Genomic DNA, 21239 nt, shown 5'->3' with positions numbered 1-21239 from the left:
CATGACGTTCGCATCGCTGCCCGACCGCCGCGCCGATCTCGACCCGCACGGACCCGCAATCTCCGACGCCACCGGCTCGCTCACCAACGCTCAGCTGCTGAGCCGGGTCCGCGCGGCAGCACGCCACCTCCAGCACCGGGGAATCGGGCCCGGAGATGTCGTGGCCCTGAAGCTGGCGAACCGCTCCGAGTTCGTGGTGCTGCTGTTCGCGACCTGGCGACTCGGTGCCACGATCACCCCGGTCAACCCGGCCCTGACCGACGTCGAGGTCGCTCGGCAGCTCGCCGACTCCGCTGCACGGCTGCTCGTCGTCGAGGACGGCCCGACGCCCGCGGATGATGTCGTCACTCTCCGTGTCGCTGATCTGTACGACGCGCCCGTGGCGGCGGACCCCGCACCTCCCGCAGATACGTCGGCCCCCGCCCTCCTGATCTACACCAGCGGCACCACCGGAGTGCCGAAGGGGGTGATGCTCGACCACACCAACATCGACGCCATGGCCGAGATGGGTGCCCAGGCACTGCAACTGGGTGAGGCAGACCGATGCCTGCTGATCCTGCCGCTCTTCCACGTCAACGGCATCGTCGTCAGCGTCCTCACCCCGCTGCTCGCCGGCGCGAGCGTCGTCATCGCCGGCCGATTCGATCCTCGAACCTTTTTCGATCTCGTCGAATCCGAACGCCCGACCTTCTTCAGCGCGGTGCCGACGATCTACAGCATCCTGGCGGCCCTCCCGAACGAGGTTCGGCCCGACACATCCTCACTTCGTTTCGGCATCTGCGGCGCAGCACCCGCCTCAGCGGAGTTACTGGGCAGATTCGAGGACCGGTACGGATTTCCCCTCCTCGAGGGCTACGGGCTGTCCGAAGGAACCTGCGCGTCCACCCTCAACCCTGTGTCGGGGCCCCGGCGCGCCGGAACGGTCGGGATTGCCTTCCCAGGTCAAGAAATTCGCATCGTCGACCCGAACGGCACCGACATGGGTGTGGGTATGGACGGAGAGGTCGTCGTGCGCGGCCCCAATGTCATGCGCGGCTACCTCGGCCGCCCGGACGAAACGGCCCGCGTCATCGTCGACGGATGGCTGCACACCGGCGATGTCGGCCACCTCGATGCGGAAGGCTATCTGACACTGGTCGGGCGATCGAAAGACATGATCATCCGCGGCGGCGAGAACATCTACCCCAAGGAAATCGAGGACGTCCTCGCCGGCCACCCGTCCGTGCTCGAGGCCGCCGTGATCGGCGTACCCGACCACATTTGGGGCGAGGTCGTTGTCGCCTACGTGCAACCGGCACCCGATTCGACCGTCGATCCGGCTGCCCTGCATGCACTGTGCACGCAGAAACTCAGCCGCTACAAGCGGCCGACGTCGATCGTCGTCGTCGAAGCCATCGCCAAGAATGCGGTCGGCAAGATCGACAAGAACACACTGCGGGCCGCACATGCCCCTGCGCCGTCGTAACCATCAATCCCTGCGAAAGGTACTGCTTCATGGCCTCCCTGCACGATCCATTACCGTTGCCCTGCGGTCAGATACTTCCGAACCGAATCATGAAGTCCGCATTGAGTGAAGCGCTCGGTGATAGACGGAACTCTCCTGACCACCGCCTCGAACAGCTCTACGCCACCTGGAGCCGAGGCGGCTACGGGCTGCTCGTCACCGGCAACGTCATGGTCGACCGCACCCAGCTCGGTGAGCCGGGCAATATCGTCATCGAGGACGAGCGTGATCTCGACGCGCTGACCCGCTGGGCGAAGACGACCAAAGATGCCGGTGTCCCGATCTGGGTTCAACTCAATCATCCCGGACGTCAGGCGAACCCGCTCGCCCTCGGAAACACTCCCGTCGCACCGAGTCCGGTGCCGCTCGATATTCCCGGCGCGTCCACCCCGCGGGAGCTGACCTCCGGTGAAATCGAGGGCATCGTCGAACGTTTCGCCGCTGCCGCGCTCGTCTGTGAGACAGCAGGTTTCGACGGCGTGCAGATTCACGGTGCCCATGGCTACCTCGTCGCCCAGTTCCTCTCACCATTGGTGAACCGGCGCGATGACGAGTGGGGTGGTGACCCGCAGCGCCGGATGCGCTTCGTCCTCGAGGTGGTGCGTCGCATTCGCGCGCGGGTGTCACCGGGCTTCGCGGTCGGCATCAAACTCAACTCGGCCGACTTCCAACGCGGCGGATTCACCGAGGACGAGTCCCGCGCTGTGGTCGCGGCGCTGGCCCAGGAAGGCCTCGACCTGATCGAGGTCAGCGGAGGAAGCTACGAGTCTCCCGCCATGATGGGCAGTGCCGCGGCGAGTACCCGCGCTCGTGAGGCGTACTTTCTCGACTACGCACGCACTGTCCGCGCGCTGGCAGGAGATGTCCCGTTGGCAGTGACCGGCGGTTTCCGCTCCCGCACCGCCATGGAGGGGGCGATCGGTGCCGGCGAGTGCGATGTCGTCGGGATCGGACGGCCCACTGCGACGACCACCGATGCTGCCGACGTCATCCTCGCCGGGCGCGCCGACGCCCTCACCACTCATCAGTCGCGATCCGGAATGCGGGGTGTCCTGGGTAGGGTAGTCGACGTCAAGGCGCTGGACGGGCTCCTCGATCTCGGCTGGCACACCGACCAGCTGCACCGCATCAGCGCCGGTCTCGAACCCGATCTGAATCGGGGGCTGCTCGCCACCACGGTCGCACTGTTGCGTCGCAACGGCCGGACATCCTTTCGACCCAAGCGGGGCGGATAGGCCGGCCGAGGTGAACCGGTGGGTCGGCGACCTGGGGCGGTGCTCAGTGGGAGTTCGGCTCGGCGTGCTCCAGAAGCCGGCCCGCGTTGGCGATTCCAGAAGCCAGTATCTCCGCCGACAGCTGTTCATCGGTTACGGCTCGGGCGAGCTGCATCGTGCCGACAAGTACCGCAATGAGGCCAATGGCTGTGCTTCTGGCAGAAGCTGATTCGTCACCGTCGGCGCGGCTCGCCACCACCTCGATAATTCTCGCGATTCCTTCGGTATATGCACCGCGGATCTCAGTGCTCGCCCGCCCGATCTCGTCCAGCAAGGCGGCTGAGGGACAACCCTGATCTGGATGATCGCGATGGTCGCACGACAGGTACTCCTCGACGAATGATTGGAGCGAACCGTCGTCGGAGAGCAACGAACGCAGCGTTTCCTCCTGCGCTGTCAACTGATCCGTGACGGTAATGGCGACGAGCTGATCTTTCGAACCGAAGTGCGCGTAGAAAGCGCCATTGGTCAGACCCGCGTCCGGCATGAGCGCGCTCACGCCGGAACCATCGATACCGCTGCGCTTGAGTCGCCGACCCGCAGTGTCGAGTATGCGACGACGCGTCTGAGCCTTGTGCGCTTCGTCGTACCGCGCCATTTCTGCACCACCTTGCTTCATAGGTCACCACGGCGTCTTCCTTGCCAGCCATGAGTCTACGCGATAGCCTGACGTTCGTAATATTATGGTCGTACGCTAATCGGCTCGATGGTCGGCAAACGATCGATGTCGAGCTACAAGGAGTAGTAGAAATGTCTCTTCACAACGCGCAAGACAGCGACGCAATTGCTTGGGCAAAGGCGCCGACAAAAGTCATCGACGTCAACGGTGTGCCGTTCGCGTACCGCGAACTGGGGCCCAGGGGCGGAGTGCCGGTGGTGTTTCTTCACCATTTCACCGCGGTCATGGATGACTGGGACCCCCGAGTGTTGGACGGCATCGCTCGGCACCACCATGTGATCGCGTTCGACAATCGCGGGGTGGGTGCCAGCGGCTCGCGAGTACCCGCCGACCTCACGCAGATGGGCGTCGACGCAATTGCATTCATCCGCGCTCTCGGCCACGACGCGGTCGACTTGTTCGGTTTTTCGCTCGGAGGTGCGGTGGCTCAAGTCATCGCGCTGCGAGAACCTCGGCTCGTGCGACGAATGGTGCTCGCCGGTACCGGGCCGCGTGGGGGTAGCGGTATCGACAAGATGGCTCGAATCGTCACCAGTGCGTATCTGAAGGCAGCGCTCACGCGCAAGGACCCACGGCACTTCCTCTTCTTTCCCCGCACCTCTGAAGGCAAACGTGCAGCGAACGACTACTTCGCACGTTTGGCCGAGCGAACCGACGGCCGCGACAAGCCGATTTCCATCCAAGCCAGGTTTGCGCAAATCGCAGCGATCGTACGAGGCGGAAAGGCGACTCCGGACGACCTGTCGGTGGTCACCCACCCCACCTTCGTCGCGAATGGCGACCACGACCTGATGGTCGCGAGCGAGCACTCGGAGGACCTGGCGCGGCAACTGCCGAACTCGCAGTTGACGATCTATCCCAACTCCGGACACGGCGGGGTCTTTCAGTACCACCAGCGATTCGTTCCTGAAGTGCTCGAATTCCTTGCCCAGCCCTGAGTGGGGTACGTTTCCCTGCCTACTCGTACCCGTTTGTGTACCTAATGAGTGACCGCAATCACAGGATCCACACCCGGTGCTCCCGCACACTCCAGGCGCGTTCCCGAGCACCGGGTGTGCATCGAGTTGGTGTTCGAATGAAGGTAGGAAACCCCAAATGAGTCAGATCAGCATCGATCTCAATGTGGAGGTGCCGATGCGCGACGGCATGATTCTCAGGGCGGATGTCTATCGGCCGGCGGCGGCGGGTTCGTGTCCGGTGCTGATCCAGCGCACCCCGCACGACCGGACGGCATCGTTGAACGTTCTGATCTTCGACACCCTGACTGCAGTGAAGCGTGGCTACATCGTCGTGCAGCAGGACACCCGTGGCCGATCCGATTCCGACGGAGAGTGGCTGCCCTGGGCCTACGAGCAGCAGGAGGGGTACGACACCGTCGTCTGGGCGACTGGCCTTCCCGGCAACAACGGCAAGATCGGCATGTTCGGTGGAAGCTATACCGGTCAGACTCAATGGGCCGCAGCTCTCGCTCGCGGTGAAGATTCAACTCCTCTCCTCCACCGACCGCACCCTCTGGCCCACCGAATCACGCACCCTCATCCAGCGCTACAGCGACGCCCCACCCGCCCGGCTGTTCGTGCCCACCCTGCCCGCGTTCGCCGCATCCAAAACCGCCACCTGGTGCGATCGCGCCGCGGCCCGCGACCTCTGGGACCTATGGGGACTGACCAACATCGGCGCGATCAACCCCGAGACCGCGCACTGTTCCGCAAGCTCGGGCCGACCGGGAAGAACCTCGGCGCCTACGTCTTCACCCGCCCGCCCAGCGACAACGAATGGCACACACAACCCGCCGGCCAAACCAGACTCACCATCACCGCCACCGAGGCCCTCCACACCGTCCGCACCGCATGGGCGAGCCTGAAATGACTTTCGGGCGCGTCGGAGCCTGTGTGAACGTCCGCACGGGAGCGTCGCAGAAGCGGGTTGAAGCAGTCATAAAGGTTCGAGCGAGGCGGCCTATCCGGTACCGCAATCAGATGTCGGTCCCGTTGCATGCAGCAGTGGGGCCGCGCTTCGGGTCGAGTGGGTCCGCAATAGAAGGCCTACCGCATTTCACGGCGTCAGAACATCAGAAAGGCTGACGGGTCATCGAGCGAGAGTTGGCGTCACAAGGCCGTTCGGCCTGCCTAAGCCAACATTCCATACAGCGAGAGAGTCGTAGTCGCTCAGGTCGGTTGCTTCTCCAAGTCGTCGAGGTACTGGTTCAAGCCGGTGGAGGCGGCAGCGACGGCGCGCTCGTGAAGATGTGTGCGGAGACGTCGTGCCAACCTGCTCACCGCGGGTCCGGCGTCCAGTATCGGTCGTACCAGCCCGAGCCGAGCGCACTGCTCGGCGAGCGGCAACAGTTCCGTCAGTGCCTCATCTTCCTGTCCCATGGTGGCCGACACTTCCACCTGCAGCAGGGCGGCGTGCAGGAATGCCCGCGGGCGAACCCGTCGATCGATCGACTCGACGAGGGCGTGTGCCCTTTCGTAGACGGGCGCGAGGTCCTGATCGTGGGCGGTCAGTGCTGACCGAATCGCCGAATCCTCTTCCAGTTCGAAAGTCACGACGGCGATTCCGTTGTTCCGGTCGGGCATTTGTCGGCTCTCGAGGTCGATAACCGGGGGCCCGGAAGCCGCGTGTCCAATCCCGGTTCGAACTCGTTCGTTGGTAATGCGCGCTGCCAAACGGGGCAAGCCCAGTTGTTGCGCCAGCCGGGCACCCTCGTCGAGACGCGCCTTCGCCGCATCCTTTTGTCCGAGTAGGAGTTTCAGTCGGGCACCCGTGCCGTAGGTGGCAAGCATGAAGTCGACGGTGCCACCCTCGGCACCCAAGGTGTGGCTACGGTCGAGGAGTTGATCCGAGTCGGCGAGGTGCCCCTGTTCGTACAGCAGGTCGCCGAGTAGGGCAGCGGTGAGCCGGGTGCCGTAGCCGAGACCCTCTTCGGCCTCCGAGGCCAGTGTCATAGCGTGCCGGAAACTGGTCTCAGCCGCTGGCAGATCGAGTTGTTCGCGTGCCGCGATCCCGGCCATGCAATATCCGTACAACACGCTGAAGGGCCCGGCGGACCGTTGGTGGAAGGGTAGGGCCCATTTTTGCCATCGGCGGGCTTCGTCGAAATCGAATTGGTAGATAGCGCGGAAGGATGCGACGTCGGCGGCTCCGCACAGTACCCATGGCCGCAGTGTGTCCGCCCGGGCCATACACTTCTCGACGGTCTCATCGAGTCCGTCGATCTTGTCGTCGAACGCGGCGACAGCAGCCCGGATGGATGTCACTTCGACGCGCATATCTACGACAGCGTGGTCGCCATCGTCGCCGCTGGCCAGTGCGGTCTCCGCGACGGAAAGATTGTGTTCGGCGTCGCGCGGATGATGCAGCAACGCGTGCGCCCACGCGATAGCGATGTGTAAGCGGGGCCGATCGGTAGTTCCCTTCGCCGGCAGCTTCGCGGCGAGACCGAGAAGCGTCCCCATCTGCGACTGCTCGAGTAAATCCATCGCGGCGTCCTCGACGAGCGTGACAGCATCGTCTTCCTCACCTGCGAGGAGGTAGTGGTCAACCGCCTGGCTGAGAAGGTGCCGGTCCGCGAACCACCGACCTGCTCGACGATGAAGCTCGACAATTCGGTCGGGATCGTCACGCTCGAGGCGGTGTTGCAGGAACTCGGCGAACAGATGGTGGTAGCGGAACCATCTCCCTTCCTCATCGAGCCGTCGCAGGAACAGATCACGGGACTCGATGTCCTCGAGCGTCGCTTGCCCTTCCCGGCTGTCGGTGAGCGCGCGTGCCAAGCTGCCGCAGATTTTCTCGGTGATCGAGGTCGCGAGGAGGAAATCGAGGGTGCCTCGATCGAGATTGCCGAGGACGTTCTCGGCCAAATACTCGCCTATTGCCCGATTCCCTCCGGACAGGTGGTCGATCAGCCTCCGTGGGTCCGGGTGATCACGCAGGGCAAGTGAGACCAGTTGTAGTGCCGCTGCCCATCCGTCCGTCGACTGTTCGAGCTCGACGATGTCAGGTGCGTCCAGGTGGAGGCCGGAGCGGTCCACCAACAACTGGGTCGACTCCCGGACGTCGAAACGCAAAGCGGAGGAATCTATTTCGACGAGTTCGTTGCGCACGCTCAATCTACTGAGCGGCAGACCCAGCCGGGTGCGGCTGGTGACGATCAAATGTAGATGGTGGCAGCCGTGCTCGAGCAGGAATGCCAGCGCCAACCGCGTGTCTTCGTTGCTCACGCGGTGCCAATCGTCGATGACCACTGCGACGTGCTGGTCGGCCGAATGAAGCTTGTCGATCAACGAGGTGAGAACATACCGTTCGCGGTCCGCGCCGTAGACTTCGAGTTCACGAACCAGCTCTCGGCCGAAAGCTGGTTCCGCCACCGCAATGGACTCGATCAGGTGGGTGAGGAACCAGATGAGCGTGTTGTCGTCGTTGTCGATTGTCAGCCAAGCGGTAGCCACCCCTTCCTCCCGCAGGGCCGCAAGCCGTTGAGCGGCGAGCGTGCTCTTACCGAACCCGACAGGTCCGTGAATGAGCACTAGACGCCGACGCCCGCTCCGACGGAGGCGCTCGAGCAGTTGCGTGCGCGCCACCGCCGCACCCGATGTAACCGGTGGACGGTACTTGGTGGACGCACTCGGTGGCGGAGGACGATCCAGCCGGGTCCCGCTGCCCCGTCGGTATCGAAGGTACTCGGACACGCCGACCTCGACCTCATCCGAGGGCAGGAAGGGGCGGTCTGCCTCGTCGACGATCGGAAGCGGGATATCCGCCAGGGCCAGGCCGATGTGTTCGCCCGCCCGTCGCAGCGCGCCGCCCAGGTCCGCAGCAGTGGCGGGGCGCTCCGCTGGGTCCCGGGCCATTGCCGACTCGACCACGTCGCACACCGCTTCGGGGACACCCGCATCTCGCAGATCGGGCAGCGGCTCCGTGCCGATGCGCATCAGCTGGGCGAAGACCTGCTCGCCGCGGCGACGGGCAAACGCGGGCCGGCCCGCCAGTGCCGTGAACAGTGTCGCCCCGAGGCCATAGACATCCGTGACCACCGACGCGTCGGCGCCGCTGAGCAGTTCCGGGGCGGTGTAAGCGGGTGACCCGGCCACCAGACCCCGGGTGGTCTCCTCGCCGCCCGTGATGCGTGCGATGCCGAAGTCGGTCAGCTGCGGCTCGCCGTACTCGGTCAACAGAATGTTCCCCGGTTTGATGTCGCGATGCAGTACTCCCGCGCGATGAGCGGTTTCCAGAGCACCGGCGAGTTTGACACCGACGGCCAGCGCCTCTGCAGCCGTCAACGCGCCGTGCTTGGTGATCCAGGAATCGAGGGAATCACGGCGGTGAAATGGCATCACAATGTAGGGGCGACCGGTGTAGGTGATTCCCGCTTGCAGCACGTGGACGATGTTCGGGTGTCCGGACAACCGCCCCATCGCCTGTTGCTCGCGCAGGAAACGGGCCCGATCCATGTGGTCCGGGTCTGGGCTCAGGACTTTGACGGCGACCACGCGGTCGAGCGTCGGCTGCCGGCACCGGTACACGATGCCGAAGCCGCCGCGGCCGACGATGCACGCGTTTTCGAAACCTTCAGCCGCCAACTCCGCGACGACGTCTGCGTCGACCTGTCGTTGCGTGCTCTCGGTGGCGTCGTCCGGCATGGCAAGCCTCAGCGCACGTCGCCTGGTTCGCCGATGCGGCGTGCCCGGACCGACCAACACCTGCCCATGAGGGCCTCCTCGCACTGCGCCTACCCCATTCTAGATACCGGCAGCCATCCAGTCGCCGAAAAGCGTTTGCCGGCGTCAGGGTGGGAAGAATCGGGCGGACACCGGTCCAGAGGCCGATCGGTGCTAGGGCTGGTTCGTCAACGTACGGACGTTGATGATGTGGTGGGGGGTGGGTGTAGATGTTCATGGTGGTGCCGCGGAGGAATCCGAAGAGGGTCAGTCCGGTGTCGTGGGGGCGTGTCAACCGCGTTGTGCCGGCCGACGTCCTCCTTGACCGTCAGCAGGTCCCCGGTGGCAGTGAACATCGGCCGCGTGCAACCCGCCGGTGGTGTCGAACACCTTCTGCGCCGCCCGCAGGGTGTCCGACAACATTGCGGGGGTGGCCGAGTCGATGCGCACCGGATCGGTGGCCGGGGAATCCTTCGTGCGTTGCCGGATCGCGTCGAGGAACGCCGTCCCACATACCCCGCAGGAGGAGGGGGTGTAAATGTTGCGTTTGATGCCGTTGTCGGGCAGGAAGATCCCCGAGGCGAGGTCGACGTCGAGGACGTTGTAGGTGTTGATCCCGTGCCCGTCGACACTGTTGCAGTACCGGATCGCCGCGGTATCCGCCCTGTCGCCGATGATGCACTCGGTGAACAGAAAGCCTGCGCGAGTGTCACATCCGAACCCGGGACACCCGAGGCAACCAGTTGCCAGCCCCTGCGGTTGTGATGAATGAGCCCCTACAGATCTGTGATGTTGTCCAGTCGGCGCGTTGAGACGGCGTCGAGGACGGGTGGGTCGTTCTCGCCATTGACTCGAACAAACGTTCGAGCTAGAATTGAATCATGGGGATCGGGGAGGATATCCAGGGGGCGTTGTCGGACGAGATTCTGGCGACTGCGGTCGGTGATGCGTGGCGTCTGGCCGAGGCCGAGTTGCTCGAATCGGTGGTTGCTGTGTCGGAGGAGATTCAGCGACTCGAGGCTTTGCGGGTCAGGCTCGTCGGTGCCGTCGACCACCGCTGCAAGGTCGATGTGCTCGGGTTTCCGAACACCAAGATGTGGCTGGCCTCCACAACATTGCTCGAGGTCGGTGCGGCGGGACGAATCGTGATGTTGGGACGAGGGTTACGTTCCCAACCGGAAATCGCGGACGCATACTTCGACACCACGATGTCGGCGGAGCACGCCGCACTGATCATGAAATTCTGCGAGAGACCGCCCCAAGGCATGCCACTCGCTGCGATGGACGACTGCCGAAACGCATTGCTGTACGCGGCGAGCGGTCCTACCGCCAACACCGACGCCGTGCGGGCCGTCATCGCGCGCCTCGAACGCGCCTTCGAATCCGACGACCCGCCGCCCGCCGAAGACACCGAACTCAACGAATTCCACGCCTCCAGAACGCTCAACGGACGCGTCGCCGTCAAAGGCGACCTCGACGCCGTCACCGGTGAAATGCTGCTCTCCGCGCTCTCCGGACTCTCCCAGCCGCGACCCGCGCAGGACGGAACCATAGACACCCGCACCCCCGGACAGCGCAGGGCCGCCGGGTTCACCGAACTGCTGCGCCGGTACCTCAACTCCGCAATCGCCGGCGAAGAAGGCCGAGAACGACCCCACGTCTCCCTCCACATCAACGTCAAAGACCTCGCCGACCACGGCGACCATGCCGGCGCCAGCGCAGAAGATCAGCGCGGCGCCTGCGCGACCGACCCGTCGCTGTTCGCGGTCGACGGGGTCGCGTGGACCGAGTGGATGGGACCGCTGAGCCTGCGAGCGGCTCGGCTCCTCAGCTGTGACTCGATCTACACGCCGATCGTGCTCGACGACCACGACGCGCCACTCGACCTCGGCACCACCACCCGGACCGTGACCAAACGACAACGAAAAGCGCTGGTCGCGAGAGATCGAGGATGCGCATTCCCCGGATGCGGTGCACCACCCTCATGGTGCGAGGGCCATCACATCGTCCACTGGTCCAAAGGTGGACCCTCCGACATGGACAACCTCGTGCTGCTCTGCGGGTTCCATCACCGACTGCTCCACCACAGTGACTGGGAAATCGAAATCGGAGCAGACCGGCACCCCGCCTTCATCCCGCCCCGGCAAGTCGACCGGGAACGCACACCCATACCCGCGCACAACCAGGCCCGACCCCGAGCGGCCTGACCCCCGAGGCGCGACACACACTTGCCGACTCTGCAACAGGACCACTCCTGTTGCGGAGCCGGCATGCCGTCGTGCCAAATGCCAAGCGCCCAGGCCGGACGGCAGCGACCTCAGTCCTCATCAACCCCACCAAGCCCGTTGCTACTAAACCAGTTTTCGGCGCCGGTCTACTTCCGATGTCCCGGTCAGGACCGCCCCAGTCGTCGTGGATCGAGGTCGAGCCGACGCAGTAACTGGGCGTTGAGCGCGACGACGACGGTGGACACGGACATCAGGATCGCGGCCACTGCCGGTGAGATTGCGACACCGGCGAAGGCGAGCACACCCGCGGCCAGTGGGACGGCGATAATGTTGTATCCGGTTGCCCACACCAGGTTCTGCCACATCTTGCGGTAGCTGGCGCGGGAGAGGTCGATGATCGACAGCACCGCTCGGGGGTCGTCGGCGGCCAGGACAACGCCGGCAGATTCGATGGCGACGTCCGTTCCCGCCCCGATCGCGACACCCACATCGGCACGGGCGAGCGCCGGTGCGTCGTTGACACCGTCCCCGACCATCGCCACCCGATGTCCCCGCTTTTGCAGTGCAGCGACTTCGGCGTCCTTGTTCTCGGGCAGTACGTCGGCGAGGGTTTCGTCGATGCCGAGGTCGGCCGCCACGGCGTCCGCCACCTGCCGGGCGTCGCCGGTGATCATCGCGACCTTCACACCGCGGGCGTGGAGTGCGTCGACCGCCTGCCGCGACTCCGGGCGGACGGCGTCCTCGAGCGCGAGCGCACCCAGAACCGCCCCGTCGCGGACCACGTGCAGTACGGAAGCGCCACGATCGATCCATCCCGCGATAGTGCGCGTAATCGATTCCGGGGCAACGATCTCCAGTCCGGCAAGCATGGCCGGTCCACCCACCGCGACCGTATGGTCGTCGACGACCGCGCGCACGCCCCGGCCGGGATCCGAACGAAACTGTGACGCGTCGGTGTGTATGTTCGCGGGTACCCGGGCGGCGGCCTCGGCGACGATGGCGCGGGCCACGGGATGCTCGCTGTCTGCCTCGACCGCTGCTGCCAGAGCGAGCAGTTCGTGCTCCGTGGTGCCGGCGACGGCGACGACTCCGGTGACCGCATGCCTGGCCTGCGTCAGCGTGCCGGTCTTGTCGAACAGCACGACGTCCACATTTCGCATGCGCTCGAGTGCGAGGCGGTCCTTCACCAGCACACCGGCCTTCGCGGCGCGTTCGGTGGAGATGGCGATGACGAGGGGGATGGCCAGACCGAGGGCATGCGGGCAGGCGATCACCAGAACGGTCACCGTGTGCACGACCGCTTCGTCGACGTTCCCGAGAAGCGACCACACCAGGAAGGTGAGAACGCCTGCGAGCGAGGCGAAGTAGAAGAGGAACGCCGCGGCACGATCCGCGAGGGCCTGGGCGCGCGACGACGAGGCCTGGGCGTCGGCGACGAGACGCTGAATTCCGGCGAGTGCGGTGTCTGCCCCCACTGCGTCGACGTGGACACGGAGGGCGCTGTCCGTGGCGACGGTTCCGGCCACGACCCTGTCGCCGGTGGTGCGGAGGACAGGGGCGGATTCGCCGGTGATCATCGACTCGTCGACCTCTGCCTGCCCGTCCGCCACGGTGCCGTCGGCGGGGACACGGGCGCCTGCGCGCACCAGAACCAGGTCACCCGCCGACAATTCGGAGACGGGCACTTCGGTGATTCCGTCATCGGTAACCTTGTCGGCGGTGTCCGGAAGGAGCGCCGCGAGCGCGTCGAGTGCGCCGGACGCCGAGCCGAGGGCCCGCATCTCCAGCCAATGGCCGAGCAGCATGATGACGATGAGAAGCGCCAGTTCCCACCAGAAGTCGAGGTTGAACCCACCCAGTCCCAGTGTCGTCACCCACGACGCCAGAAACGCCACCGTGATGGCCATGCTGATCAACAGCATCATGCCGGGCCGGCGCGACTTCAGCTCGGCCCATCCGCCTGTGAGAAATGGGGCGCCGCCGTAGACGAAGATTGCGGTGCCGAGGACGGGGGGAATCCAGGACGCTCCCGGGAAGTCGGGAACCATGTAGCCGAGGAGGTCGGCGAACATGTGGCTGAACGCCACCACCGGCACCGACAGCAGAAGACTGACCCAGAACTTCTCCCGGAACATCTCGCCGTGAGCCCCGTGTCCGGCGTGCCGGTCACCGTGTTCCTGGTGGCTGTCGTGCCCGACGTGTACTTCTTGTTGATGTTGGTGAGACATGGCTGCTCCCTTGGAAGCTGTGCTCGTTTCGGTGGGTCAGGAACGCACCAGGCGTGCGATGGCGTCGGTGGCTTCCTTGATCTTGGCTTCGGCCTCCGGCCCGCCTGCGACGGCGGCGTCGACGACGCAGTGGCTGATGTGGTCGTCGAGCAGACCGAGCGCCACGGCTTGCAGCGCCTTGGTCATCGCGGAGACCTGAGTGAGGATGTCGATGCAGTATTTCTCGTCCTCGACCATCCGCTGAAGGCCGCGGGCTTGTCCCTCGATCCGGCGTAACCGCTTGAGATACTCGTCCTTTCCGCTGATGTAGCCGTGTCCGGCATGCTCGTCGTGTGGGGTGTCTGCGGAAGCCATGGTCATCGCTCTTTCGGGTCGGAGGTGAGTGGTTGGAATCGGCGCAGTCGTAAACTGTTGCTGACGACGAACACCGAGGAGAACGCCATCGCGGCGCCGGCCAGCATCGGGTTGAGCAGTCCGGCAGCGGCCAAGGGCAGTGCGGCCACGTTGTAGGCGAAGGCCCAGAAAAGATTGCCCTTGATGGTGCTCAATGTTCTGCGGGACAAGCGAATCGCGTCGGCGGCGGCCCGTAGATCCCCGCGCACGAGGGTGAGGTCGCTGGCCTCGATCGCGACATCGGTTCCGGTGCCCATGGCCAGCCCCAGGTCGGCCTGGGTGAGGGCGGCGGCGTCGTTGACACCGTCACCGACCATCGCCACCACTTTCCCCTCGGCCTGCAGTCGTTTCACCACATCGAGCTTGTCCTGGGGAAGGACTTCCGCGATCACCTCGTCGATGCCGACCTGGGCGGCAATGGCCCGTGCTGCCGATTCGTTGTCGCCGGTCAGCATGATCGGGGTGAGACCCAGACGGCGGAACTGCGACACTGCCTCGCGTGAGGTCGGTTTCACGGAGTCGGCGACTACCAGCACACCGCGGGCCTCACACTCCCAGCCGATCCCGACCGCGGTGCGGCCCTTCGCTTCCGCCGCGTCCACCACCTCGCGGAGCGCGGCGGGAAGGTGCAGTGACCAATCACGGAGCAACGTCGGTCGTCCGATGACCACCGCATGTCCGTCGATGACACCCTGAACGCCGAGTCCCTCGATGTTGGCGAACTGCTCGACCTCCGGCAACGTGCCGAGTCGGTCCCGCGCGGCGCGTGCGACGGCGCGGGCGATGGGATGCTCGGAGGCATCTTCCAAGGCTCCCGCGTACCGCAGGACGGTGTTCTCGTCCGTGCTTCCGTCGGTCACAACGTTGTGCAGCGACATCGTGCCGGTGGTGACGGTGCCGGTCTTGTCGAGCACGACGGTGTCGACGCGGCGGGTGGATTCCAGCACCTCCGGGCCCTTGATGAGTATTCCCAGCTGTGCGCCGCGCCCGGTGCCCACCATCAGGGCGGTCGGAGTCGCGAGGCCGAGGGCGCACGGGCACGCGATGATCAGGACGGCGACCGCGGCCGTGAAGGCTGCAGCGACGGAGCCGCCGGTACCGATCCAGAATCCGAGGGTCGCCACCGACAGAGCGATCACGATCGGCACGAAGATTCCGGAGATCCGGTCTGCCAGCCGTTGCACCTGCGCTTTGCCGGTCTGGGCGTCCTCGACCATTTCCGCCATCTGGGCAAGTTGGGTGTCGGAGCCGATCCGGCTGGCCTCGACCATGATTCGGCCACCGACGTTCACGGTGGCGCCCGCGACCTCGGAGTCGGGCGCCACTTCCACGGGCACCGACTCCCCGGTCAGCATCGACGCGTCGACGGCGGAAGATCCCTCGATGACGACGCCGTCGGTGGCAATCTTCTCACCGGGACGAACCACGAAGCGGTCGCCCACGGCCAGCCTGTCGACGCTGATCAACTGTTCGACTCCGTTGCGCAGCACCGATACTTCCTTGGCGCCCATCTCCAGTAGTGCCCGCAGCGCTGCGCCTGCCCGGCGCTTGGCGCGAGCCTCGAAGTAGCGGCCCGCGAGGATGAAGGTGGTGACACCGGCGGCGGCTTCGAGATAGATGTTGCCGCTGCCGTCGATGCGCGCGATCGTCAGTTCGAAGGGGTGTGTCATGCCCGGCATTCCGGCCGTTCCCCAGAACAATGCGTACAGCGACCAGCCGAACGCGGCGAGCGTGCCCATCGACACCAGGGTGTCCATGGTGGCGGTGCCGTGCCGGAGATTGGTCCAGGCGGCTTGGTGGAAGGGCCACGCACCCCAGACCACGACCGGTGCGGCGAGCGTGAGGGACAGCCACTGCCAGTTGGTGAACTGCAGTGCCGGGACCATCGCCATCGCAATGACCGGAACGGTCAACGCGGCCGAAACCAGGAGTCGCTGTCGCAGGCTCGCGGCGGGGTCGTCCTCCTCCACGACGGGTCGCCCGGTCTCGGGCAAGCGCGCCGTGTACCCGGCTTGTTCCACGGTGCTCACAAGGTCGTCGGGGGACACGTCGGCCGAGTAGTGCACCCGCGCCTTCTCGGTGGCGTAGTTGACGGTGGCGGTCACCCCGTCGAGCTTGTTGAGCTTGCGCTCGATGCGGTTGGCGCACGACGCACACGTCATTCCGCCGATCGACAACTCGACCTGGGAGCCCGCAGGCGCAGGAACGTCGGTGGTGCGGGTCATCATTCCTCCTCGGAATGTGCGGAAACCGTGAACTCGGCGGTGTGAACCGCCCCGGCGTGCTGGAAGTCGAGGAACAAGCGGTACTCGCCTGAGCTGGGTGCGGTGACCGCGAAGTCGATGCCGGGCCCCGCGGGCGTCACACCGTCCCCGGGATGTCCCTCTGGGTGCACGTGTAGATAGCCGAGGTCAGCGGTGCGAAGAGCGACCAGGTGGCCATAGGCGCCGAGGTAGGGCTGCAGGTCGGTGGCCGGCGATCCGTCACGACCGACCGCGAGGGTCAGGGTGGAGGTCTGTCCGGGTTCGAGGGTGCCGTCGAGGGTGACGGTGTAGCCGTCGACGGTGGTCGTCGTCTCCGCCGTCGGTAGGGGCTGCGGGTCGTAGCTGCCGGCGACCCGCAGGTCGGTACCGAGGGTCAGCGCGTCCCCGCCCGCAGGCATGAAGTCGGCGAACACCCGGTAATCACCTGCCCGGGCCAGATCGAGTGAGACGCTCCACGTGCCCGACTCGTCGAGGGTCGGGTGAACGTGCTGGTAGCCGGTCAGGTCGCGGCGCACCGCGATGAGGTGCAGTTGTTTCTCGTGCTGGTCGGCGTATCGCGTCACGGGAGTTCCCGTGTGGTCGAGGATGCGGAACTGCACGGGGACGTCGGTGCCGGTAGTGGCGACCGACGACGCCAGTTCCAGGGTGTAGCCGTCCTGCGTGGAGCGCAGTCCCTTCGGTGTCGCGTCGGCGGCTTCCGGGTGGCCTCCGGGGTCGTGGCCTCCGGTGTTATGGCCTTCGGTGCCGTCGCCCGCGGAACCGTGGCCGGGGTCGTCGGCGGCGTGTGCTGCGGGTTCGTCGATGTCCGGTCCGACCAACGCTCCCACTCCCGTCGCGGCAGCGAAGACGGCGACGAGACCGAGGGTGAAACCGGCGAACTTACCGGTGGCGTTCATGATGGTTACTCCTGCGGACAGGTGGGCGGCGATTCAGCCGGCGACGGAGTATCCGGCCTCTTCTACGGCGTCGGTGACGGCGCACGGATCGAGGTCGGTGGTGCTGTCGATGACGACCTTGCCGGTGGCGAGGTCGACGTCCACGGAGGTGACTCCGGGAATGGCGCCGATTTCTTCGCTCACCGACGCGACGCAATGGTTGCAGGTCATTCCGGTGACGATCACGGTCGAAGTGCTCACGGATGTGCCTTTCTCTCTCTGGGCTCTCGATGTCCGACTCTGACAGCTACCATACCCCCCTATGGTACTTGCGCAAGGTCTCCTGTCGCCTGGTTCGGCGTTTTCCGTCACACGTCGGTCGCGGAAGGTATTGAGTTGTTCTCACCTGCGTCTCGCGCCACTGGGAAAGGAAGCCGGCGATGTCACTCGTCACGTTGCGAACCCAACTGCTGCGCCGCAAACCGCTCGAGGAGATCGAGGAGGACACGCCTGCCGACGAGCGACTCGCCAAATCGCTCGGGTTGTGGCAGCTCACCGCGATCGGGGTGGGCGGCATCATCGGTGCCGGGGTGTTCTCCCTCGCCGGATCCGTCGCGCACTCGGTGACCGGGCCGGCCGTGTTGATTTCCTTCCTGATCGCGGGAATCGCCAGCGCCGCCGCCGCGCTCTGTTACGCCGAATTCGCGGGCATGATCCCCAAGGCCGGTTCCGCCTACACCTACGGTTACGTCGCCCTCGGTGAAGTAGTCGGCTGGTTCATCGGCTGGGATCTGCTCCTCGAGTACGTGGCGGTCGCCGCGGTTGTCGCGATCGGCGTGTCCGGGTACTTCCGGTTCCTACTCGAGCAGATCGGCATATCCCTGCCCGACTGGATGATGGGCGCACTCGGTACCGGTGACGGTCACGTCTTCGACGTCTTCGCCGCGTTGTTCTGCCTCGGCACGGCCTGGGTGCTCTCCCGTGGCATCAAGAGTGTCGGGCGATTCGAGACGGTCGCGGTCGCGATCAAGGTGGCGCTCGTCGTGCTGATCATCGTGCTCGGCGTGTTCCACATCGACAGCGCCAACTACACCCCCTACTTTCCGTTCGGCACCGCCGCAGTGATGACCGGAGCGGCGACCGTGTTCTTCGCCGTCTTCGGCTACGACGCGATGAGCACCGCCGCCGAGGAGTCGAAGGAAGCGAAGAAGCATCTGCCCAAGGCGATCCTGTACTCGCTCGGCATCGCCATGGCCCTGTATGTGCTCGCGACCCTGGTACTCACCGGAATGCAGAAGTACACCGAGATCAGCCCTGACAGCGGCTTCTCCACCGCATTCGAGTCCGTCGGGATGCCCGGAGTCGCGAACATCATCGCCGTCGGCGCCATCGTCGGCATCATCACCGTGGTGCTCACCTTCATGCTCGGCGTGACCCGGGTGTGGTTCGCGATGAGCCGGGACGGCCTGCTGCCCGAATGGTTCGCCAAGACCCATCCGGTGCGGAAGGTGCCCACTCGGGTCACCTGGATCGTGGGCGTCGGCTCCGCACTGATGGCCGGCTTCCTGCCCATCAACACGGTGGCCGAGCTGACCAACATCGGCATCCTGTCGGCCTTCATCGTCGTCTGCATCGCAGTGGCCGTCCTACGGCATACCCGCCCCGAGGTGCCCCGCTCCTTCCGGTTGCCGTTCATGCCGGTGGTGCCCATCATCGGTGTGGTCTTCTCCGGGTGGCTCATCCTCTCCCTCCCCTGGGAGACCTGGCTGCGATTCGGAATCTGGCTGATTCTCGGCCTCCTCGTGTACTTCTTCTACTCCCGGACGCACTCGAAACTCGAGTCCAACGAACCGGTGTCGCCGGCTTCATAGCCCGACGGCGCGCAATCCGACGGAACCCGCAGCACAATGGTGCGATGGCGGACCCCGGATTCACCCCGACACAGCTCGCAGCGCGTGCTGCGTACCTGCTTCGCGGCAACGACCTGGGCACGATGACCAGCGCGGCGCCCCGCCTCTACCCACACATGTGGAGCTGGGACGCCGCGTTCGTTGCTGTCGGTTTGGCGCCGCTGAGCGTCGAACGAGCCGTAGTCGAACTCGACACCCTGCTGTCGGCGCAATGGAAGAACGGGATGATTCCGCACATCGTGTTCGCTAACGGGGTGGACGGTTACTTTCCCGGGCCGGCCAGGTGGGAGACCGCGACGCTCGCGGCGCACGCCCCCAACGGGCCGCAGACGTCCGGCATCACGCAACCACCGGTCCATGCCATCGCCGTGCAGCGCATCCTCGACCATTCACGCCGGCACGGGCGCACCACCCGCGCCGTGGCCGAGGAATTCCTCGACCGTCGCTGGCCCGACCTCGTCCGCTGGCACCGATGGCTGGCCCACGCGCGTGACCTCGACGGTAACGGCCGGATCGCCCTGTTCCACGGCTGGGAGTCGGGCATGGACAACTCGCCGCGCTGGGACCTCGCGTACGCCAACGTGGTGACCGGGACGATGCCGAAGTACTTGCGCGAGGATCTGACCGTCGTCGCGGATACGTCGCAGCGTCCGTCCAACGGCGAGTACGACCGGTACCTGTGGCTGCTCGAGGAGATGAAGAGCGTCCGCTACGATGACGAAGAACTGGCCACCGCCATGAGTTTCGCCGTGGAGGACGTGTTCGTCAGCGCGGTCTTCTCGATGGCATGCGAAGTCCTCGCCACCATCGGTGAGGAGCACTCGATGCCGAATTCCGACGTGCGGGAGCTGCACGGCTGGGCCGGACGCTTCCGCCAGGGCGTGCTCACCACCACCGACGAACGATCCGGCGCCGCACGGGACTTCGACCTGCGGAGCGGAAAGTGGATTTCCACCGAAACCCTCGCCATGTTCTCGCCGCTGCTGTGCGGCGGTTTGAGCCGGGACGCCGAACGAGCCCTGCTGCGCACCTTCGAGGGCCCGAAATTCTGCGGACACCCCGATCTCCGGTATGCGGTGCCGCCGTCGACATCCCCGGTGTCGCGCGACTTCCGGTCCCGTGAATACTGGCGCGGCCCGGTGTGGCCGGTGATGACCTGGCTGTTCTCATGGGCTTTCGCACGGCGCGGGTGGGCGGAACGCTCGCACATGCTCCGATCCGAAGGCTTGCGACAGGCTAGCGACGGCAGCTTCGCCGAGTACTACGAACCGTTCACGGGCGAACCCCTGGGCAGCATGCAGCAGTCGTGGACCGCCGCCGCGGTGCTGGACTGGTTGGGCTGACCCGCCTGTGAGTACTTATTAACACTCCGCGGTTAACAAGTACTCACAGGCGCGAAGCGCTAACCTCGGGCGCATGGATATCGGGGAGAACGTCCGAAAGCTGTCCAAAATCGCACCAATTCTCGTCGCGGGGGCTGTTGCAGCAGCGGTGCCGGGGATTGCCGCCGCCGAACCCGTCAGGGGGCCCGACGTCGCATCCTGGCAACATCCGGGCGGTTCGCCGATCGACTGGTTCGCCGTCCGCAACGCCGGCCACGACTTCGCAATGGTGAAGGCCACCGAGAGCTTGAACTACGTCAATCCGTTCTTCGTGCAGGACTGTCTGGCCATGCGGGTGGCCGGAGTGTCCCGCGGCGCTTATCACTACGCCGACCCCACTCAGTCACCGGAAGCGCAGGCCGCCTTCTATTCGACGGTGGTGCTGGGCATCAACGGCCCCGGCGACATGCCACCGGTTCTGGACATCGAGCATTCCGGTGGGTTACCGCCCGCCGCGTTGATCGACTGGACGCACCGCTACCTGAACACGGTGCGGGCGCTCACCGGACGTCAGCCGATCATCTACACGTATCCCAACTTCTGGCGCACGGCGATGGCCGACACCCACGAATTCGCCGGGTATCCCCTGTGGATCGCCGATTACAACGGGCAGAACGCCCCCGGACCGCTTCCGGGCGGCTGGAACACGTGGAGCTTCTGGCAGTACACCAGCACCGGCCGCATTCCCGGTGTCAACGGCAACGTCGACCTCAACGTCTACAGCGGAGCGCAGGGCGACTTCGCCCGGTACTCCAACAGCGCGTCGCCGTTCGGCAGTTAGGCCACCTGTCGGTTGACCCCAGGCGCCTCGGTGAGCCGCCCGGGGTCAACCGACCGGG

16 protein-coding genes and 1 pseudogene are annotated in these 21239 nt (G+C 65.5%); 9 read left to right on the top strand and 8 right to left on the bottom strand.

Features of this window, described 5'->3' with window-relative positions; translation table 11 throughout:
• Position 1 precedes the first annotated feature (1 nt).
• On the top strand, positions 2–1465 hold the full coding sequence (locus CBI38_RS30050; protein ID WP_109335479.1) for a class I adenylate-forming enzyme family protein: 1464 nt from the start codon (positions 2–4) through the stop codon (positions 1463–1465).
• A 29-nt stretch (positions 1466–1494) separates the two neighbouring features.
• On the top strand, positions 1495–2739 hold the full coding sequence (locus CBI38_RS30045; RefSeq protein ID WP_109334654.1) for an NADH:flavin oxidoreductase/NADH oxidase family protein: 1245 nt from the start codon (positions 1495–1497) through the stop codon (positions 2737–2739).
• A 43-nt stretch (positions 2740–2782) separates the two neighbouring features.
• On the opposite strand, the gene CBI38_RS30040 is transcribed toward CBI38_RS30045, so the two are convergent.
• Positions 2783–3376, bottom strand: coding sequence for a TetR/AcrR family transcriptional regulator (locus CBI38_RS30040; protein ID WP_109335478.1), 594 nt, complete (start codon positions 3374–3376; stop codon positions 2783–2785).
• A gap of 152 nt (positions 3377–3528) precedes the next feature.
• Here CBI38_RS30040 and CBI38_RS30035 point away from each other — a divergent pair, with 152 nt between their 5' ends.
• From CBI38_RS30035 to CBI38_RS39450, 3 genes and pseudogenes are all read left to right on the top strand, one after another.
• The gene (locus tag CBI38_RS30035; RefSeq protein ID WP_109334653.1) at positions 3529–4395 is read left to right on the top strand and encodes an alpha/beta fold hydrolase; all 867 of its coding nucleotides are present in this window, start codon (positions 3529–3531) and stop codon (positions 4393–4395) included.
• A gap of 157 nt (positions 4396–4552) precedes the next feature.
• Positions 4553–4912: pseudogene (locus tag CBI38_RS39455) on the top strand (CocE/NonD family hydrolase); the annotation flags it as partial.
• Complete coding sequence (locus CBI38_RS39450; protein ID WP_335743630.1) at positions 4884–5321, top strand: nucleotidyl transferase AbiEii/AbiGii toxin family protein; 438 nt, start codon at positions 4884–4886, stop codon at positions 5319–5321. The pseudogene CBI38_RS39455 and the gene CBI38_RS39450, both read left to right, overlap by 29 nt.
• A 304-nt stretch (positions 5322–5625) precedes the next feature.
• Here the strand turns inward: CBI38_RS39450 and CBI38_RS30025 are convergent, their stop codons facing one another.
• Both CBI38_RS30025 and CBI38_RS39445 read right to left on the bottom strand, forming a co-directional pair.
• The gene (locus CBI38_RS30025; RefSeq protein WP_109334651.1) at positions 5626–9102 is read right to left on the bottom strand and encodes a serine/threonine-protein kinase; all 3477 of its coding nucleotides are present in this window, start codon (positions 9100–9102) and stop codon (positions 5626–5628) included.
• 309 nt (positions 9103–9411) lie between these two features.
• Positions 9412–9768, bottom strand: coding sequence for a formate dehydrogenase accessory sulfurtransferase FdhD (locus tag CBI38_RS39445; protein ID WP_230990288.1), 357 nt, complete (start codon positions 9766–9768; stop codon positions 9412–9414).
• Between the two features lie 233 nt (positions 9769–10001).
• Here CBI38_RS39445 and CBI38_RS30015 point away from each other — a divergent pair, with 233 nt between their 5' ends.
• A complete protein-coding gene (locus CBI38_RS30015) occupies positions 10002–11327 on the top strand; it encodes an HNH endonuclease signature motif containing protein (RefSeq protein WP_109334650.1) in 1326 nt (441 codons plus the stop codon).
• A 185-nt stretch (positions 11328–11512) separates the two neighbouring features.
• On the opposite strand, the gene CBI38_RS30010 is transcribed toward CBI38_RS30015, so the two are convergent.
• Genes CBI38_RS30010 through CBI38_RS29990 form a run of 5 tightly spaced genes read right to left on the bottom strand, consistent with a single transcriptional unit; the run spans position 11513 to position 17369 of the window.
• Positions 11513–13576 carry a heavy metal translocating P-type ATPase gene (locus tag CBI38_RS30010; protein ID WP_109334649.1) on the bottom strand — a complete coding sequence of 688 codons (2064 nt, stop codon included), beginning with the start codon at positions 13574–13576 and terminating at the stop codon, positions 11513–11515.
• A gap of 36 nt (positions 13577–13612) precedes the next feature.
• Positions 13613–13930, bottom strand: coding sequence for a metal-sensitive transcriptional regulator (locus CBI38_RS30005; protein ID WP_109335477.1), 318 nt, complete (start codon positions 13928–13930; stop codon positions 13613–13615).
• 2 nt (positions 13931–13932) lie between these two features.
• A complete protein-coding gene (locus CBI38_RS30000) occupies positions 13933–16194 on the bottom strand; it encodes a heavy metal translocating P-type ATPase (RefSeq protein WP_109334648.1) in 2262 nt (753 codons plus the stop codon).
• Entirely contained in the window at positions 16194–17129 is a 936-nt protein-coding gene (locus CBI38_RS29995; RefSeq protein ID WP_109334647.1) for a hypothetical protein, read from the bottom strand. Before CBI38_RS29995 ends, CBI38_RS30000 begins: the two co-directional genes overlap by 1 nt.
• Before the next feature lie 33 nt (positions 17130–17162).
• Positions 17163–17369 carry a heavy-metal-associated domain-containing protein gene (locus CBI38_RS29990; protein WP_109334646.1) on the bottom strand — a complete coding sequence of 69 codons (207 nt, stop codon included), beginning with the start codon at positions 17367–17369 and terminating at the stop codon, positions 17163–17165.
• Between the two features lie 179 nt (positions 17370–17548).
• Between CBI38_RS29990 and CBI38_RS29985 the strand changes: the two genes are divergently transcribed.
• The 3 genes from CBI38_RS29985 to CBI38_RS29975 all read left to right on the top strand — a co-directional run bounded on the left by CBI38_RS29985 (position 17549) and on the right by CBI38_RS29975 (position 21181).
• Positions 17549–18979, top strand: a complete 1431-nt coding sequence (locus tag CBI38_RS29985) for an amino acid permease (protein WP_109334645.1) — start codon at positions 17549–17551, stop codon at positions 18977–18979.
• Between the two features lie 44 nt (positions 18980–19023).
• Entirely contained in the window at positions 19024–20361 is a 1338-nt protein-coding gene (gene ggh, locus CBI38_RS29980; protein WP_109334644.1) for a glucosylglycerate hydrolase, read from the top strand.
• Between the two features lie 73 nt (positions 20362–20434).
• A complete protein-coding gene (locus tag CBI38_RS29975; RefSeq protein WP_109334643.1) occupies positions 20435–21181 on the top strand; it encodes a glycoside hydrolase family 25 protein in 747 nt (248 codons plus the stop codon).
• The last annotated feature ends 58 nt before the right edge of the window (positions 21182–21239 follow it).

The sequence above is a fragment of the Rhodococcus oxybenzonivorans genome (assembly GCF_003130705.1).
Lineage (GTDB): Bacteria > Actinomycetota > Actinomycetes > Mycobacteriales > Mycobacteriaceae > Rhodococcus_F > Rhodococcus_F oxybenzonivorans.
This window is presented reverse-complemented; position numbering and strand designations above follow the sequence as displayed.

Excerpts from the sequence above, each read along its gene's own strand:
- CBI38_RS30025 (WP_109334651.1), bottom strand. The coding sequence starts at position 9,102 with ATGCCGGACGACGCCACCGAGAGCACGCAACGACAGGTCGACGCAGAC.
- CBI38_RS30040 (WP_109335478.1), bottom strand. The coding sequence starts at position 3,376 with ATGGCGCGGTACGACGAAGCGCACAAGGCTCAGACGCGTCGTCGCATA.
- CBI38_RS30000 (WP_109334648.1), bottom strand. The coding sequence starts at position 16,194 with ATGACCCGCACCACCGACGTTCCTGCGCCTGCGGGCTCCCAGGTCGAG.
- CBI38_RS29995 (WP_109334647.1), bottom strand. The coding sequence starts at position 17,129 with ATGAACGCCACCGGTAAGTTCGCCGGTTTCACCCTCGGTCTCGTCGCC.
- ggh (WP_109334644.1), top strand. The coding sequence starts at position 19,024 with ATGGCGGACCCCGGATTCACCCCGACACAGCTCGCAGCGCGTGCTGCG.
- CBI38_RS30035 (WP_109334653.1), top strand. The coding sequence starts at position 3,529 with ATGTCTCTTCACAACGCGCAAGACAGCGACGCAATTGCTTGGGCAAAG.
- CBI38_RS30005 (WP_109335477.1), bottom strand. The coding sequence starts at position 13,930 with ATGGCTTCCGCAGACACCCCACACGACGAGCATGCCGGACACGGCTAC.
- CBI38_RS30050 (WP_109335479.1), top strand. The coding sequence starts at position 2 with ATGACGTTCGCATCGCTGCCCGACCGCCGCGCCGATCTCGACCCGCAC.
- CBI38_RS29975 (WP_109334643.1), top strand. The coding sequence starts at position 20,435 with ATGGATATCGGGGAGAACGTCCGAAAGCTGTCCAAAATCGCACCAATT.
- CBI38_RS29985 (WP_109334645.1), top strand. The coding sequence starts at position 17,549 with ATGTCACTCGTCACGTTGCGAACCCAACTGCTGCGCCGCAAACCGCTC.
- CBI38_RS30010 (WP_109334649.1), bottom strand. The coding sequence starts at position 13,576 with ATGTCTCACCAACATCAACAAGAAGTACACGTCGGGCACGACAGCCAC.
- CBI38_RS30015 (WP_109334650.1), top strand. The coding sequence starts at position 10,002 with ATGGGGATCGGGGAGGATATCCAGGGGGCGTTGTCGGACGAGATTCTG.
- CBI38_RS30045 (WP_109334654.1), top strand. The coding sequence starts at position 1,495 with ATGGCCTCCCTGCACGATCCATTACCGTTGCCCTGCGGTCAGATACTT.